Source organism: Variovorax sp. BGA-UO-ETr-C22, assembly GCF_059567965.1.
Genome location: NZ_JCAQPA010000006.1, coordinates 356993 through 373615 on the forward strand (window position 1 = coordinate 356993; position 16623 = coordinate 373615).

The window sequence follows — 16623 nt, forward strand, 5'->3', positions numbered from 1 at the left end:
GCCTACCTGCTGCGGGCGGTGTCGCGCGCGAGGTTGATCACCTGGGCGGCGGGAAGGATCAGGTTGGCGACCCGGTTCCACGAGACCAGCGGCACGCGGTCGACATAGACCACGTCGCGCGGCCGCAGCTCGAAGCGGTCGGCCAGCGCGAGCGCGGCCGGGTTCTTCGCGTTCAGGCTGAAGATCTGCGGCGTGTCGGGCGTCTGCGGCGAGTTGCGGATCACGTAGATCTGCCCGGGGTCGGCCGTGAGCAGGTCGGGCCCGCCCGCATCGCCGAGGGCCTCGTTCAGGCTCATGCGGCCGTTGCGCATCAGCAGCGCCGAGGGCCGCAGGATCTCGCCCATCACGTAGATGCGGCTGTCGTCGCGGTTGCCGACGTACACGATGTCGCCGTTGCGCAGCGGAATGTTGTTGGCATCGGCGCCGAAGCGCTTGAGCTGCATCAGGTCGATGACCACCGTGCGGTCGCCGCGCGTGAGCGTCACATGCGAACGGTCGCCCCCGGCGGTGATGCTGCCCGCGCGGTTGAGCGCCTCGGACAGCGTCATCGGGATGTCCGTGAAGATCTGCAGCCCCGGCGTGCGGACCTCGCCCTCGACATAGGCGCGCTGGCTGCGGAACGACTGGATGCGCACGCTCACCAGCGGTGCCTTGATGATGCTGCCGATGCGCTTGGCGATCAGTTCGGACGCACCGCTTTCCGTCAGGCCTTGCAGCCGGGTGCGGCCGATGTAGGGAAAGCTGATCTCGCCCGCGGCATCGACGATGAAGCCCGGCGCCACGGTGACGCCGGTCGGGTCGCTCTGCTGCGCGATCACCGCGCCCAGGTTGGGCTGCAGCTCGGGATTGTTGTAGACGGTGATGCCCACCACGTCCCCCGGCCCGATGGTGTAGGGCGCGGGCCGGCCGAACAGCGCCTTCACGTCGGGCGGGATGCCCGTGTTGCCGGCGAGCTGCGCGCGGACCAGCTCCGGCGTGATGGCCGCGATCCTGCCGCCGGCCGTGCCGTCGGCCGACTGCAGCGGGCCCGGCGTGCCGAAGCCGGGTGCGCAGCCGCACAAGCCGAGCGACAGCAGCAGCGCCATGGCGCGCGACCGGAAGCGGCCACCGGGAAGGGCGCGGGCGCCCTCGGTGGCGAGGAGGCGCTCGCCGCGCGGGTTCGCTGGGGTTGCGGATGTCATGGCAATCTCCTTGGCTTCGGTTGTTGTTTCAGGGCGCGGCGAGCGTGGCCGGGATCGCGCGCGGGGTGCCTGTCGCCGGACGGTCCTGCCGCTGCGGACTGCCGGTGGCCAGACAGTGCTCGACGACCCAGTCGCCGACGGACTGCAGGAAGAGCTGCTGGCCTTTCACCGTGCAGACGGTGTGGTCCACGTCCCGCATGAACTCGTACTGCAGGCCCTGCATGAACGGTTCGTGGCGCAGGGCGCCGAGCTGGTCGCGGTCGCGGTCGCAGACATGCAGCGATCCCGAATACAGCAGCTGCACCGCCACCTCGCGTTCGACCAGCCGCTTCATCGTGGCTTCGAACCAGATCGCGTTGACGTTGGGTGGCCGCCGGTCCACGAAGTAGCCCGGCAGCGGCTTGCCCACCGTGCTGCCCGGCAGATGGCGCAGCACCCAGCGCCGCGCCTTGCCGGGGAACGACGGGTGCAGCGGCGCCGCGAGCGCGCGGCGCACCGTGAGCTCCCAGCGCGTGCGCCGCTGGGGGAAGGCAAAGCCATCGAACAGCGAGAGCGCCACCATGCGCGCGTCCACCGCGGCGGCCGACATGGCGTGCTCCACGCCCGAGCACATGGCCACGGTCGCGAACTGGCTGATGCCCTGCATGCGTTGCACGAGGTCCATGGCGGCCTGCAGGCTGTGCACCGCGCGCGTCTGCAGGTCGGGCCCGGTGTCCAGCGCCTCGCTGTCGCCGATGCCGCCCAGGTCGAAGCGCAGGCTGCCCACGCCGCGCGCGGCCAGCAGGTGCGCCAGCTTCACGTTGATGCGGCGCGGCCCGACGCGGTGGTTCGCGCCCATGTTGAACATCAGGCAGGCGACAGGCGCCGGCACGCGCTGCGCAGGGAGGGTGAGCATGCCCATCAGTGCGTTGCCGGGGCCGAAGCACACCGGGGTCTGCGTCAGGTCATTCATGGATGGCTCCCTGCAGGCGGTTGAGCGCATCGGCCGGCACCATCGCGCTGTGGGGAAAGGGGTCGGACGTCCAGTCCAGCGGGTGGCTCAGGTAGGCCAGGCGCACCGGCATGTGGCGCGACTGCTGCTCGGCCGCCCATTGCGCGGTGGACGTGTCGTCGGGCGGGGCCAGCACCAGGGTGTCGTGCAGGGCCGTGAGCGGCAGCGACTGTGGCGTGAGGGCGCGCAGCTGCGCCTGCAACGCCGGCGAGAGACGCACGCCCAGCGCCTCCTCGGGCAGTGCGTCCGGGTCCCGCGCGAGGCTGCGGCGCCAGGACAGGTCGGGAATGCAGAAGGTCGTGTCGATCGCCTCGACGTGGCGTTCGCGCAGCAGGCGCGCGTAGCCCGGCCCGTCGATCACCGGTTCCCAGAGCACCAGCCGCGCCGGGTCGCAGCGCCCGTTGCGCGCGGCCAGCACGGCCAGGGTGGCGCCCAGCCGCGCGCCGATCCACACGATGGCGGCATGCGGTGCGTGCCGCCGCAGCTCCTCGTGCGCCGCGCACAGGTCGCGGCGCCAGCCGTCGAGTTCGCCTTCGCTCTCGTCGCCCGGCGAGTCGCCGGAGCCGTAGAAGTCGAAGCGCAGCGTGGCGATGCCGGCGCGCGCGAGGCGTTCGGCCAGCACCTTGAAGAAGCGGTGGGTGCGCAAGCCCTCCTGCCCGAAAGGCGGGCATAGCAGCACCGCGGTGGGCTCGCCCCGGTGGTCGTCGGCGGCGTGGAACGCGCCGAAGACCTGGCGCGAGGCCGGCCCGAACATGAGGGGCGTGAAGAGGGTCATGCGACACCCCCTGCGCATCGCGCCTCGCTCATCCCCTTGCGCGGATTCAGGGGGCGCATGCGGCGGCCTTCGGGGTCGGCCTGCGAGGGCCGCGCGCGGGCTTCGGTATGGCGCCATTCGGCGAGCGAGCCCACGCTGTCCGCCCGCGCGGGCGCGGGCCCCAGCGCCAGCACCAGGATGCGTCCGGCCACCGGCAGCTCGACGCTGCGGCTGTCCGGTGCCAGGCCCACGTCGAAACTCTGCGGCGACACCAGCAGGCCCACGCCGATGGCCTTCAGGCAGGCTTCCTTGCGGGTCCAGCAGGTCAGGAAGGCACGGTCGCGTTCGTCGGCGGGCAGGGCGGCCAGCGCCTCCTGTTCGCGCCGCGTGAAATGCGCCGCCGCCAGGTCGGGGGCGTCCGGCATCGGGCGCAGCAGCTCGACGTCGGCGCCCAGCGGGCCGCGCCCGCCGATGGCGATCAGTGCCAGGCCCTGGCTGTGGCTCAGCGAGAACTGGGTGCGCGGATGCCCCGCCAGCGACGGCTTGCCGAAGGCGCCGATGGCCAGCGTCAGTGCGTCGGGGGCCAGGCCCGTGTACGCGCACAGCGCCTGGCGCAGCGCGACATGGGCCGCCACGAAGCGCTGCCGGTCGACGGGAAAGCGCAGATTCTCGGCACGCGCGCGCTCTTCCTCCGACAGGACCTGGGCGGGCAGGGTGTCGGTGAAGCTGTCCAGCTCGACGTACCGGCAGACCGGTGCGTCGATGGACAGTGCGTTGGCGGCGCCGGTCATGATCACCCCTTGCGCAGCCAGCTGCCGAGTGCGCCGAGCAGCCCGCCGCGCTGTGCATGCGCGGCCGTGCCGGCGGCCAGGTCGGCGAGGTCCGAGGGCACGCCGTGCGGTGTGCCATGCGCCGAGGACGCGATCTGCCCGAGGTTCTCGAACAGGTAGCGGCGTGGCTCCACGCGGTGCCCCAGCGTCTGCGCCGCCTGCTGCACGGCGCGCAGCACCAGCAGCGAGTCGCCGCCGAGGTCGAAGAAGTTGTCGCTGGCGCGGATCTCGTCGACGTCGATGCCGATCACGTCGGCCCAGATCTGGGCCAGCTGGGCGTGCTCGGGGCTGAGCAGTCCGCGGTTCGCCTCGCGCGCGTCGCCGTTGAGGGGCTCGGCCGGCGCACTCTTGTCCGCCTCGCCGGCCGCCAGCTTGCGTAGATAGCGCGCGCTGGCCGAGCCTTCGGTGCTGGCGATCTCCGCGAGCGTGGCGTTTGGGTGGTCGGCGACGCGGCCCAGCACCTCGAGATAACGCTCGCGCAACTGAGCGCCGGTCTCGCGCAGGTACACGTCGGCGTTGTAGAGCAGCGCGCCTTCCAGGCCGTGCGGCTTGTCCATCAGCCACACGCCGACGTCGTCGGTGGCGCCGTGCTGCATCACATGCACCTGGCGGGTCTGCAGGCTGCCGACGGTGCGCGCGCGCTCGCGGGCATCCTGGAACGAGAACATCGCCTGGTAGGGCCCCGAGGCCTTGATCTGTCCCGCATAGCCGGGCTCGGCCATCAGGCGCTCGAACGGCACCTGCTGGTGGTTCATCATCGACAGCAGCTCCTGCTTCACGTAGCGCATGAAGTCGGGCAGCGGCAGCGCCATGTCGACCGCGAGCGAGACCGGCAGCACGTTGTTGAAGAAGCCCATGACGTCTTCCGTCTCGGCCTGCTGGCGCCCGCGCACCGGGTTCGCGATGACGATGGCGTCGTTGCCGGTCGCCTGGGCCATCGTCACCGCGTAGATGCCGAAGGTCAGCATGCTGAGCGTCACGTCCATGTCGCGCGCCACCTCGCGCAGCCGCTGCGTGCTCTGCAGGTCGATGTGGATCCAGTGCGCGCCGCCCTGGCCGCTCTTGCCCGCGCGGCGCGGCATGTCGGTCTTTGGCGGCCGCACGGCCCTGGCGCTGGCGAGCCGGCCGCGCCAGAACGCGAGCTGCTCCTCGCAGGCGGGCTCGGTCAGCCAGGTCTCCAGCCACTCTGCGTAGTCGCCGTGGGTGGTGGCGAGCGCGGGCAGGTTGTGGGGCCGGCCGCGTTCGGCGGCGTCGTAGAACGCGCCCAGTTCGCGCTGCATCAGGTCGAAGGACCAGCCGTCCCAGATCAGGTGATGCGGCACGAACAGGAAGACGTGTTCGTTGTCGTCGAGCTGGAACAGGGTCGCGCGCATCATCGGTGCGCTGTGGATGTCGAGCGGCCGGTCGGCCAGCTCCTGCATCTGCTCGGCCAGCTCGGCCTCGCGCTGGTCCGCGGGCAGGCCGCGCAGGTCGACCAGCGGCAAGGCGAATTCCACCGACGCTGCGATCGATTGAATGGGCCGCCCCGTGTCCTCGTCGAAGCCGATGCTTGTGCGCAGCGACGGCTGGCGGCGGATCATTTCGCGCAGCGCGCCTTCGAAGCGCGCGGCGTCGAGCTTGCCGGTGAGCCGCTGCGCCGAGGGCGCGTTGTAGACCGAACGGCCCGTGTACAGCTGCTCCATGAAGCGGATGCGTTCCTGCGAGGGCGTGAGCGGCGCGCTGCGGCGATCGGGGTGGCAGGCAATCGGCGCCTGCAGGCCGACGCCCGCGCCCTGCAGCGCCTCGATGACCGCGGTCAGCTTCTCGGCCGTGGGCGCCTCGAACAGCGCGCGCAGCGGCAGCGTGACCTGGAACTCGCGGCTCAGCAGCGTGGTGAGCCGCGCGGCCAGCAGCGAGTGGCCGCCCATGGTGAAGAAGTTGTCGTGCATGTCCAGGCCCGGCAGGCTCAGCACCTTCTCCATGACCGCGAGCACCTTGCGCTCGTGCGCGTTGCGCGGACCGGCGCCGCGCCGCACCTCGTTGCGCGCGACCGCCTGCGGCGGCGGCAGCGAGACGCGGTCGACCTTGCCGTTGGCCAGCGTGGGCAGGGCGTCGAGCGTCACCACGTGCTGCGGCAGCATGAAGGCCGGCAGGTGCTTGCGCAGGTGCACCATCAGCGCATCGAGGTCGAAGCCGCCGCCGGGCAGCAGCGCCAGGTAGGCCACCAGGCGCACGTCGCCGGGGTTGTCCTCGCGGGCCACGACCACGCTGCGCGAGACGCCGGCCACTTCGCAGCAGCGCACCTCGATCTCGCCGGGCTCGATGCGGTAGCCGCGCACCTTGACCTGGAAGTCGAGCCGCCCGAGGTGGTCGAGCAGCCCGTCGTTGCGCCAGCGGCCGCGGTCGCCGGAGCGGTAGACCTTCTTCGTGGCGCCGAAGATGCGCACCGTGACGAAGCGCTCGGCGGTCAGCGCGGGGCGGTCGAGGTAGCCCAGCGAGACGCCTTCGCCCGCGATGCAGATTTCGCCAGGCACGCCGATCGGGCAGGGCTGCAGGTCGGCGTCGAGAATCCAGATCTCGGTGTTGTCGACGGGCCTGCCGATCGAGATGCCGCGCGAGGCGATCTCTTCGGGACGCACATGCCAGGCCGTGGAGTACACCGTCGTCTCGGTCGGGCCGTAGCCGTTCCACAGGCCTTCCATGCGCTCGCACAGCGCCAGCGCCATGCTCGGGCGCAGCGCCTCGCCGCCGGTCCAGCCGCGAAAACCGGGCGTGCCGCCGGCCCATTGGGCATCGAGCAGCAGCTGCCACATGCCGGGCGTGGCCTGCAGCAGCGTGATCTGTTCGTCGTCGAGCGCCTGCGACAGGCGGTTGCCGTCCATGGCGACCTCGCGCTGCACCATCACGAGTTCGGCGCCCGCCGCCAGCGGCAGCAGCAGGTCGGGCACGGCCATGTCGAACGACAGCGTGGTGACGGCGGCGATGCGATCGGACGGGCCGATGCCCGATTCGCGCTGCATCCACTGCAGCAGGTGCGCCACGCCCCGGTGGTGCGCAATGACGCCCTTGGGCAGGCCGGTCGAGCCGGAGGTGTAGATCACATAGGCCGCGTCTTCGGAGCCCGGGTCGTCGCTGCTCGGGGGCAGCGCTTCGCCCGACAGCTGGCGCCAGGCGGTGTCGCGATCGATCTCGAAGACGCGCTGGTCGGCGTCGGCGCGCCAGTCGCGCGGCGCCACCGCGATGTCGGACGAGGTCAGCATCAGGCTGAGGGTGGCGTCGCTGGCGTAGTGGTCCAGCCGGGCCTGCGGGAATGAGGTGTCCATCGGCACGTAGGACGCCCCCGCCTTGAGGATGCCCAGCATCGCGACGACCATCTCCAGGCTGCGTTCGAGGCACAGCCCCACGCGCTGGCCGCGGCCCACGCCGCGCGCGCGCAGCGCACGCGCCAGGCGGTTGGACAGCGCGTCGAGCTCGCCGTAGCTGCAGCTGCGCGCGCCGTCGCGCACCGCCGGGCGGTGCGGCTGCTGCGGCACGCGCGCCACGAAGCCGGCGTGCGCCAGCGGCGCGCCGCGCAGCGGCACGCGCGCCGGCTGCAGCGCCAGCAGCGCACGCGCGGCGCCGGCGGACAGCACGTCGAGCCCGCCGATGGTGTCGTCGGGCTTTTGCGCGGCCGACTGCAGCACGCACTCGAACATGTCGAGCCAGCGCTGCACGCTCACGTCGTCGAACAGGTCGGTGTTGTATTGCGCCTCGACCTGCAGGCTGCCGGCGTGCGGGCGCAGGTTCACGAAGAGTTCGAAGTTCTCGTAGCGCCGGGCGATGGTGTCCTGCACCACGTCGAGCGTGGTGAAGGCCTGCGCGCTGCTCGCCACGTCGGGGTCGACGTTGAAGGTCACGCTCACCAGCGGCAGCCGGCTCGGGTCGCGCTCGAGCGACAGCTGGCCCAGCAGCGCGCCATAGGTCAGGGCCTGGTGATCGAAGGCGTCGAGCACGGCGGTGCTGCATTCGTCCATCAGCGCGTCGAAGCGCATGGCGGGATGCGCGGCGATGCGCAGCGGCAGCAGGTTCACGCAATGGCCGACCAGGCCGGGCACGTCGTGCGCGAGCTGGCCCGAGGTCGGAATGCCGACCACGATGTCTTCCTGGCCCGTGAGACGGTGCAGCGTCGCCACGAAGCCGCTGAGCAGGCCCGTGAACAGGCTGACGCCGGCCTTGGTGCTCGCGATGCGCACGGCGCCGACCACGCGCCGGTCGAGCAGGCGCTCGGCGCGGCGCGAGTTGAAGGTGCGCGCGGCCGGGCGGGGGCGGTCCAGCGGCAGGTCGAGCACGGGCTGCGTGTTGCCGGCAAAGCGCTCCAGCCAGTAGTCGATGTGCGCCTGCATGTCGGGGCTCGCGGCCGCGACGGCTTCCTCGGCGGCGAAGTCCGCGAAGAGCGGTGCGGCCTTGAGCTTCAGCCCGATGCCGGTTTCCTCGGCATAGAGGTGGCCCAGCTGCTCGGTGATGACCGCCCACGACCAGCCGTCGCAGACCACGTGGTGCGCCGACATCACGAGTTCGTGCTCGTCATCGCCCAGGCGGTACAGCACCGCCCGGAACAGCGGCCCGTGCTCGAGCGAGAACGGCGTGCACACCGCCTCGTCATGGGCCGCGTGCAGCGCCTGCGCGAGGGCTTCGGGCGCGAGCCCGCCCAGGTCGTGGCGCACCAGGTGGTTCCCGGCCGGCGGGCTGACCAGCATGAAGGTGCCGTCCGGCGAGATGGTGGCGCGCAGCGCCTGGTGGCGTTCGAGCAGCCGGTCGGTGGCGCGCGCCAAGGCGTCGCCGTTCAGCGCGCCGCGCAGGCGCAGCACGACCGACTCGTTGTAGGCCATCGAGGCCTCGGGGCTCAGCGTGGCGCCGAGCCAGATTTCGCGCTGCGACTCGGTGGTCGCAATGATGCATTCGACGAGGCCACCGCTCGCGGTGGGCTTGAGTGCGGCGTTCATGCTGCGGCCTTTCCGTTGATGAGGCGCTCGTGCAAGGCGGCGTCTTCGGGTACGTACCAGTACGGCTGGCCGTCGCTGTCGCGGGCCAGCACGCTGCCGTCCTCGACGGGCTTGCGCGCGTCGAAGCGGGTGGGGGCGGGAGCGCGGCGCGGAAGGAAGCCGGATTCCTGCATCTCGGCGACCGATTCCTTGAAGGCGCGCTGCAGAAAGGCGATGTCCTCGGCGCTGTGCGCGCTCGTGAGGAAGCACGGGAAGTTGTCCAGGATGTGCACGCCGCGGCTGCGCATCATGGCGAACAGCAGGTCCTGCAGCGGCTGGTCTTCGAGCCAGCTCACGCGCCACAGCGACGCGAAATGACGGATCTCGATCGGCGCGCCGACCTCCTGGCACCAGCCCGAGAGTTCCGTGGCCATGGCGGTCGTGCTGGCGGTGAGCCCGGCCTGCAGCGCGGGCCCGGCTTCCTTCAGGTGCGTGAGCGAGGCCTTGGCTGCGGCGAGCGCCAGCGGATGGCGCACGAAGGTGCCGGCAAAGTAGGTCACGCCCACGCCCGGGATCGAGTCGTCGCCGTACTGCCAGGCGCCGCCGTCGAGCGCGTCCATGAACTCGCGCTTGCCGGCGATCACGCCCACCGGAAAACCGCCGCCGATCACCTTGCCGTAGGTGGCGAGGTCGGCGCGCACGCCGAACAGTTCCTGCGCGCCGCCCAGCGCGCTGCGAAAGCCGGTGATGACCTCGTCGAAGATGAGGCAGCAGCCGTTCTTCGCGGTGACGTCGCGCACGTCGTGCAGGAACTCGCGCGGCTGGAAGTCGGGGCGGCGGCTTTGCACCGGCTCGACCAGCACGGCCGCCAGGTCCGCGGCGTTGCCGCGGATGAAGGCCAGCGCCTCGGGCGTGCCGTAGTCGAGCACGCGGATGTCGCCGAACATGCCGCTCATCACGCCGGGTGCGGCCGACAGGCCCTTGCCGCCCTTGCCGGCGCGCACCAGCACTTCGTCGAAGGTGCCGTGGTAGGAGCCCGTGAAGGCCACCACCGTGCTGCGGCCGGTGACGGTGCGCGCGATGCGCAGCGCCGCCATCACGGCCTCGGAGCCGGTGTTGCACAGGCCGGCGCGCTCGCTGCCCGTGAGTTCGCAGATGAGGCGGGTCACGTCGGCCGCGAGCGGATGCTGCGGCCCGATCTCGTAGCCCGCATCGAGCTGGGCCCGCACGGCGTCCTGCACGAAATCGGGTTGCCAGCCGAACAGGTTCAGCCCGAAGCCGTTGAGCGCGTCGACGTACTCGTTGCCGTCGAGGTCCCAGAGCCTCGAACCCTTGGAGCGTTCGATCACGATCTGGTAGGTGATCTCCTTGGTCAGCGGACGGAAGCCGTTGACCACGCGCGGATCGGCCATGTGGGCGCGGTTGTCCTCGGTGAAGCGCTTGCTCTTTGGCGTGCGCTCGACATAGCGCCGCACGAAGGTCGCCAGCCGCGCCTTCTGCCGCGCGCTGGGTTCGGCGGTGCGCTGGGTGTGGATGCGGGCGATGGCGCCGAAGGCCTTGTTGACGTCGTAGCGAAGCGGTGCTTCGGCGGGCGGCTGTGGCTGCGCGGCGGGTGCGGCCTCGGCCGCGACGGGCATCGCCGCCACCGCCACTGGCGCGGCCGCGCCGGACAGGAGTGCGAGCTGCTGGCGCATCAGCTCCATCTGCTGCGCGATCACCTGGTTTAGCAGGCCGGTGGGCGGCGCAAGCCCTTGCGGCGGCGTTGGCATCGACACCTGCACGGCGGATGCCGCAGGCATGGCGGGCATGGCGGGCACAGCCACCGGCTCGGCCTCGGGCGGCAGGCTCTTCAGCAGGTACGCGGCCAGCGCGTCGAAGCTGCGGTAGTTCTCCATCAGCTGACGGAAGCTCAGCTCGACCTTGAAGCGCTTCTTGATCTGCGTGGCCGCTTGGGTCAGCGTGAGCGAGTCCATCCCGATCTCGCCGAACGGGGCCTGGCCCTCGGCCTGGGCCATGTCGATGCCCGAGATGTCTTCGAACAGGGCCCGCAATCGGGCGTCGACCGACGCCGCGCGCGACGCCTCGGACGGCGGGGAAGAAGGCGGAGGAAGGTCAGGCGAGGGCGCAGCAGCGGTCACGATCGGCTCCAATGAAACAGGCAGGACGGGCGCAAGGGCCGGTGACACCGGCGCGGCGGGCGCGATGTCGACCCACAGGCGCTTGCGTTCGAACGGGTAGGTGGGCAGGCACACGCGCCGGGCGCCGGCGCGCGGTGCCAGCAAGGCAAGGTCGACCTCGGCGCCGCAGGTCCACAGGCGCGCGGCGGCCAGGCGCAGGGTCCGGGTCTCGTCGGCCGGCTCGCCGTGCAGCAGCGACACCGCCACCGCGCCGGCCTTCGACGCCGGGGCCAGGCCTGGCAGGCGGTGCTGGCGCACCAGCGCGGCCAGCGTGTTGCGGGGGCCGACTTCCACGAACACCGGATGGGTGGCGTCGTCCGCCGCGCTCTGCAACGCCGGCGAGAAGCGCACGGTGCCGCGCAGGTGCTGCGCCCAGTAGGCCGGGCTCGTGGCCTGTGCGTCTTCGAGCAGGCGACCGGTGAACGTGGAGTAAAGGGGAATCTGCGGTGCGTGCAGCGCCACCTGGCTCACGAGCGCCTCGAAGGGCGCCACCGCGGCGTCCATCATGGCGGAGTGAAAGGCGTGCGAGGTCTGCAGCAGCCGGCAGGCGACGCCCTCGGCTTCGAGCGCGGCCTGGAGTTCGGCGATGGCCTCGCTGGGGCCGGCGGCCACGCAGGCGCCGGGTGCGTTCTCCGCGGCGAGCGAGACCTGGGGCGAGGACGCGAGCCGCGAGGCCAATGCGTCCGCGCCCAGGCGCACCGACAGCATCGTCCCCGCCGGCTGTGCCTGCATGAGCGCGCCGCGGCGGGCAATGAGCCGGGCGGCATCTTCCAGGCGCATCACGCCGGCGATCACGGCCGCGACGAATTCCCCCACGCTGTGGCCGATCAGCGCGTGCGGGCGCAGGCCCAGCGACAGCAGCCGCCGCGCGAGCGCGTACTCGAGGGTGAAGAGCGCGGGCTGCGTGACGGCCGTCGGCGCGAGCGCCTGCGGGTCGTCTGCGAACAGGCGCTCGCGCAGGTCGAAGTCCAGCGCGCCGTCGAAGGCGCGCAGGCAGTTGTCGAACGCGGCCGCGAACACCGGGTCGCCCGCATGCAGCGCGCGGCCCATGCCCGGGTACTGCGCGCCCTGGCCCGGGAACATCAGCACGGGCTGCGGCGCGCGCTCGGCGATCCGGTCGCTCACGCGCCACGCCGTGTTCTCCGAGCGCAAGGCCTCGATGGCCTGCGCCGCATCGCCGGCCACCACGGCGCGGCGGAAGGCATGGGCCTTGCGGCCGACGCACAGGGTGAACGCCGCGTCGGCCAGGCAAAGCCCGGGCTGTTCCTCCAGGTGCGTGGCCAGCCGCTGCGTCGCGACCGCCAGCGCGGCCTCCGAGCGGGCCGACAGCGCCAGCACATGGACGCCCGGCTGCGTGCTACGTGCCTGCCGCGCCGGCGCTTCCTCGAGCACGACGTGCGCGTTGGTGCCCCCGACACCGAACGAGCTGACCCCCGCGCGGCGCGGCAGCTCGGCCCGCGGCCACGACTGCAGCTGGTTGCTGACGTGAAACGGCGTGCGCGCGAAGTCGATCGCCGGGTTCGGCGCCGTGAAGTGCGCGGTGGGCGGAATCAGCTCGTGGTGCAGCGACAGCGCCGTCTTGATGAGGCCCGCGGCGCCCGCGGCCGTGACCATGTGGCCCACGTTGCTCTTGAGCGAGCCCAGCGTGCAGTAGCCCCGTGCGTCGGTGTGTTCGGCGTACGCGACGGCCAGCGCCTCGACCTCGACCGGGTCGCCCATCGGCGTGGCGGTGCCGTGTGCTTCCACGTAGGAAATGCTGCGCGCGTCCACGTCCGCCGCGGCCAGCGCGGCGCGGATCACGGCCGCCTGGCCGTCCACGCTGGGCGCGGTGAAGCTGGCCTTGGCGCCGCCGTCGTTATTGACGCAGGCGCTGCGCAGCACGGCATAGACGGTGTCGCCGTCGGCCTGCGCGTCGGACAGCCGCTTGAGCAGCACCACGGCGGCGCCGTCGCTGAACACGGTGCCCTTGGCCTGCGCGTCGAAGCTGCGCGTGTGGCCGTCGGGCGAGAGCATCGAGCCCTCGTTGTAGAGGTAGCCGCTGCGCGGCGGGCAGGTGACCGAGGCGCCGCCCGCCAGCGCCATGTAGCACTGGCCCGTGCGCAGCGCGTGGAAGGCCTGGGCCACCGCGACCAGCGAGGTCGAGCACGCGGTGTTGACGCTCACGGCCGGCCCGCGCAGGTTGAGCCGGTTGGCCACGCGGGTGGTGATGTAGTCCTTCTCGTTGGCCAGCATCACCTGGAATTCGCCGACGGCCTCCACGAGGTCGGGGCGCGAGGCGACGTGGCGCTGGAAGTAGGTCGCGTTGTACGTGCCCGCGTACACGCCCACCGGGCCCGGCGCTTCGTCGGGCACGTAGCCCGCGCGCTCCAGGCACTCCCAGCAGATCTCGAGGAACACGCGGTGTTGCGGGTCCATGAGCGCGGCTTCCTTCGGGCCGATGCCGAAGAAGGCGGCATCGAAGCCCTCGATGCCGTCGATCACGCCGCGTGCCCGCACATAGGCCGGGTCGCGGCGCAGCGACTCGCTGACGCCGGCGTCCAGGCTGGCGTCATCGAAGAAGCTGATGGTGTCGCGCCCGGCGACGAGGTTGTCCCAGAACTGCTCCACATCGCCCGCGCCGGGGAAGCGACCGGCGGTGGCGATGAGAGCGATGGGCTCGGGGACGCGGGCGGCGTCCTCGCGCACGGGCACGGGGTGTGGCGCCTGCGGCGCCTCGCCGGCCGACTGCAACTGCGCCGCGATGGCGCCCGGCGTCGGGTGGCGGAAGAAGAGGTTGGTCGACAGCGGCGGCGCGCCTTCGCGCTGCAGGTCCGCCAGCACCTGCAGCACCAACAGCGAGCTGCCGCCCAGGTCGAAGAAGTTGTCGTGACGCCCGGCCTTGTCGACGCCCAGGGCGCGCGCGAAGGCGTCGCACACCTGCTGCTCGAGCGCGTCGCGCGCGGCCTCGAAAGGCTGCGCGAGTTCGGGGCGCTCGGCGGCCGGCTCGGGCAGGGCGTTGCGGTCGAGCTTGCCGTTGGGCGTGACGGGAAGCTGCGCAAGCCACACCTGCGCCGACGGCAGCATCACCGCGGGCAGGCGGGTCGCCAGGTGCGCGCGCAGCGTGTCCCACGCCAGCTTCTGCGTGCGCGCGACCAGGTACGCGACCAGGCGCAGCTGGCCGTCGCGACCGGGCCGCGCGACCACCGCGCAGGACTGCACCGCGGGGTGCGCGAGGATCGCCGCCTCGACCTCGCCGGTCTCGATGCGGTGGCCGTGGATCTTGACCTGGCCGTCGATGCGCCCGATGAACTCGAGGGTGCCGTCGGGCAGCCAGCGGGCGAGGTCGCCGGTGCGGTAGAGCCGCTCGCCCGGCGCGCCGAAGGGGTCGGGCACGAAGCGCGCGGCCGTGAGTTCGGGCTGGTCCAGGTAGCCGCGCGCCAGGCCGTGTCCGCCGATGCACAGCTCGCCCACGAGTCCGCTGGGCAGCAGCTCGAGCGTCGGGCTCAGCACGCGCAGCACGGTGTCCTTGATCGGGCGCCCGAGCGGCACCGAGCGCGGGCCCGCTGCGATCGCGGCGCGCTCGATGCGGTGGGTGGTCGCGAAGGTCGTGCACTCGGTCGGCCCGTAGCCGTTGCTGAGCGTGAGCCCGGGGAGTGCGTCGAGCGCGCGCCGCACATGGGGTACCGACAGCGCCTCGCCGCCGGTGAACAGGTGCGCCAGGCCCACGAGGTGCTGCGGATCGCCGTCGACCACGGCGTTGAAGAGCGAGGCCGTGAGCCAGGCGGTGTGGACCTCGTGGCGGGCGATGGTGCGCGCGAGGCCGGCGCCGGTGGGTACCCGTTCGTCGTGGATCACGCAGCGCCCGCCGTTGAGCAAGGGCCCCCAGACTTCGAGCGTCGAGGCGTCGAAGGCAAGCGGCGCCGCATGCAGCATCGCGCGCCCGGGTGCGAGTTCGATGTAGTCGACATCGACGACGAGCCGCAGGATGGCGCGATGGCTGATCTCGATGCCCTTGGGTACGCCGGTCGAGCCCGAGGTGTACATGAGGTACGCCAGCGATTCGCCGTCGATGGCCGGCGGTGTCCACGGCGCGGGGGCCGCGCCGTCTTCAGGCGCGTCGATCCGCACGGCGGTGCAGTGGGCCGGCACGAGCGAGGCCAGCGCCTCGGTCGTCACGACCCGGGTCACGCCGGCCTGGTCGAACATCGTGGCGACGCGTTCGGGCGGAAAGTCGGTGGGTACCGGCACGTAGGCCGCGCCCGCCTTGAGGATGCCGAGCATGGCGACGATGGCGGCCATCGACCGCTCGAACACCATCCCGACGGGGTCGCCTGCCTGCACGCCCGACTGCTGCAGGCGCTGTGCGAGCCGGTCGCTGCGCGCGTCGAGCTCGGCGTAGGTCATCGTTTCGTCGCCTTCCACCAGCGTCACGGCGTCGGGCGTGGCCGCGGCCCGGCGGCCGAACACGGCGGGCACGGTGAGCGACAGGTCGGGCGCGGCGGGCGGCGTGGCCCATGCGGCGAGCTGGTCGCGGCGGTCGACGTCGGGCAGGGCGCGGATGTTGTGGAGCGCCGCACCGGGATGCACCAGCAGATCGGCGGCGGTGTCGGCGATGGCTGCGAGCAGGCGGCTGGCGCAGGGCGCGTCCATCAGGCTCGCGTCGACGTCCAGATGCAGGCTGGCGGGGAGTTCTGTCCGGGCTTCGAGCCGCAGGGGCGGCAGGGTGTCGGCGGTGTGCGGCGTGGTCTGCCGGTCGAGGTCGAGCTGGGTCAGCCACGCGCTCGCGGTGCCGGGCAGCGACGTCGGCATGCCGTGAGACCCCGGCAGGGCCGCGCCCAGCCAGCGCGATTGCAGCAGCAGCCAGGCACCCACGAAGAGCGTGTCCGGCAGGTACCCCGTGGTGCCCAGCGACGCAAGCCAGCGCTGCGCGAACCCGGCTTCGAGGGCCAGCGAGACGCCAAGCCGTTCGCCTGCCGCCGCGCGCGCGGGTGGCGAACCGAACAGATCGCCCAGCGCGGCCTGCGAAGCCACGGCGGCCTCCGGCGACGAAGCAATGTGGGTTTCCATGCAATTACCCGGCTGCAGACTGTGAATGGAAAATTCAATTGAAGGAATCGAATTGATTTCAATTGGATTTGGTTCTTGGTTTGTCGCGATCCTATGAACTTGGTGAGCCTTCTGTTTGGCTCTTTTCTCCATGTTTACATTTTGATATAAATATTTCCGAATCGAACTACCTAAGCCATGACATTTGAGGTACCAAGGCCATTTGTGGTGGGCGTTTTGTCACCCCTGTAGGAAGCCATGATGGAACGTCGATTCGAAAAAATGGCCATTTTTCTTCGCCATGTCCGCAGACCTGAGAGTCTGAGTTTCGGTATCGCTTCTATGAAGGTTTCTAAAATCAGACAAGTTTTGACGGTTGACAAGAAACTTTTCGCGAATTGAGACAGTTGGAAGGAATCGGCATTCGAGCGTTGAGCACTCAGAATGGGGTAGATATTTTTCTTCTGTGGAATGTATTTTTGTCTTTTGGGTAATTCGAGGGTGAATTTGAAAATTCTCAAAAGGCCTAAAAGATCTAATGAAAAATGTTACTTGTCATCTGATTTTTGGTGCCTGGTCGCAATTCTTTCGTGGTTCTTGGTGATCATTGAAATTCAAATGATGTCCATTGTTTTAACGAAATAGAGAGCGATGTGGGTCGAGGTACTTTCCCCTCTGTCAGCGCACGGAGCGCGGGGATGCATTGCGACAATCGCCGGCAAATT

At 70.9% G+C, this 16623-nt stretch carries 6 protein-coding genes; all 6 read right to left on the reverse strand.

Annotated features, from left to right (window positions below; translation table 11 throughout):
* Window positions 1-2: 2 nt before the first annotated feature.
* The 6 genes from AC57B8_RS03260 to AC57B8_RS03285 are packed head-to-tail and all read right to left on the reverse strand — an operon-like array spanning window position 3 to window position 15919.
* Entirely contained in the window at window positions 3-1181 is a 1179-nt protein-coding gene (locus AC57B8_RS03260; protein WP_370869855.1) for a polysaccharide biosynthesis/export family protein, read from the reverse strand.
* A gap of 28 nt (window positions 1182-1209) precedes the next feature.
* Window positions 1210-2133: an alpha/beta hydrolase family protein gene (locus AC57B8_RS03265; RefSeq protein ID WP_496478638.1), complete on the reverse strand. Its 924-nt coding sequence runs from the start codon at window positions 2131-2133 to the stop codon at window positions 1210-1212.
* A complete protein-coding gene (locus AC57B8_RS03270; RefSeq protein ID WP_496478639.1) occupies window positions 2126-2947 on the reverse strand; it encodes a serine aminopeptidase domain-containing protein in 822 nt (273 codons plus the stop codon). The genes AC57B8_RS03265 and AC57B8_RS03270 overlap by 8 nt, the downstream gene beginning before the upstream one ends.
* On the reverse strand, window positions 2944-3717 hold the full coding sequence (locus AC57B8_RS03275) for a 4'-phosphopantetheinyl transferase family protein (protein WP_496478640.1): 774 nt from the start codon (window positions 3715-3717) through the stop codon (window positions 2944-2946). Before AC57B8_RS03275 ends, AC57B8_RS03270 begins: the two co-directional genes overlap by 4 nt.
* 2 nt (window positions 3718-3719) lie before the next feature.
* Window positions 3720-8717 carry an amino acid adenylation domain-containing protein gene (locus tag AC57B8_RS03280; protein ID WP_496478641.1) on the reverse strand — a complete coding sequence of 1666 codons (4998 nt, stop codon included), beginning with the start codon at window positions 8715-8717 and terminating at the stop codon, window positions 3720-3722.
* Complete coding sequence (locus AC57B8_RS03285; RefSeq protein ID WP_496478642.1) at window positions 8714-15919, reverse strand: amino acid adenylation domain-containing protein; 7206 nt, start codon at window positions 15917-15919, stop codon at window positions 8714-8716. The genes AC57B8_RS03280 and AC57B8_RS03285 overlap by 4 nt, the downstream gene beginning before the upstream one ends.
* Window positions 15920-16623 lie beyond the last annotated feature (704 nt).

What these genes read in the sequence shown, in the direction of transcription:
- AC57B8_RS03260 (WP_370869855.1), bottom strand. Translation starts at nt 1,181, where the DNA reads ATGACATCCGCAACCCCAGCGAACCCGCGCGGCGAGCGCCTCCTCGCC.
- AC57B8_RS03265 (WP_496478638.1), bottom strand. Translation starts at nt 2,133, where the DNA reads ATGAATGACCTGACGCAGACCCCGGTGTGCTTCGGCCCCGGCAACGCA.
- AC57B8_RS03270 (WP_496478639.1), bottom strand. Translation starts at nt 2,947, where the DNA reads ATGACCCTCTTCACGCCCCTCATGTTCGGGCCGGCCTCGCGCCAGGTC.
- AC57B8_RS03275 (WP_496478640.1), bottom strand. Translation starts at nt 3,717, where the DNA reads ATGACCGGCGCCGCCAACGCACTGTCCATCGACGCACCGGTCTGCCGG.
- AC57B8_RS03280 (WP_496478641.1), bottom strand. Translation starts at nt 8,717, where the DNA reads ATGAACGCCGCACTCAAGCCCACCGCGAGCGGTGGCCTCGTCGAATGC.
- AC57B8_RS03285 (WP_496478642.1), bottom strand. Translation starts at nt 15,919, where the DNA reads ATGGAAACCCACATTGCTTCGTCGCCGGAGGCCGCCGTGGCTTCGCAG.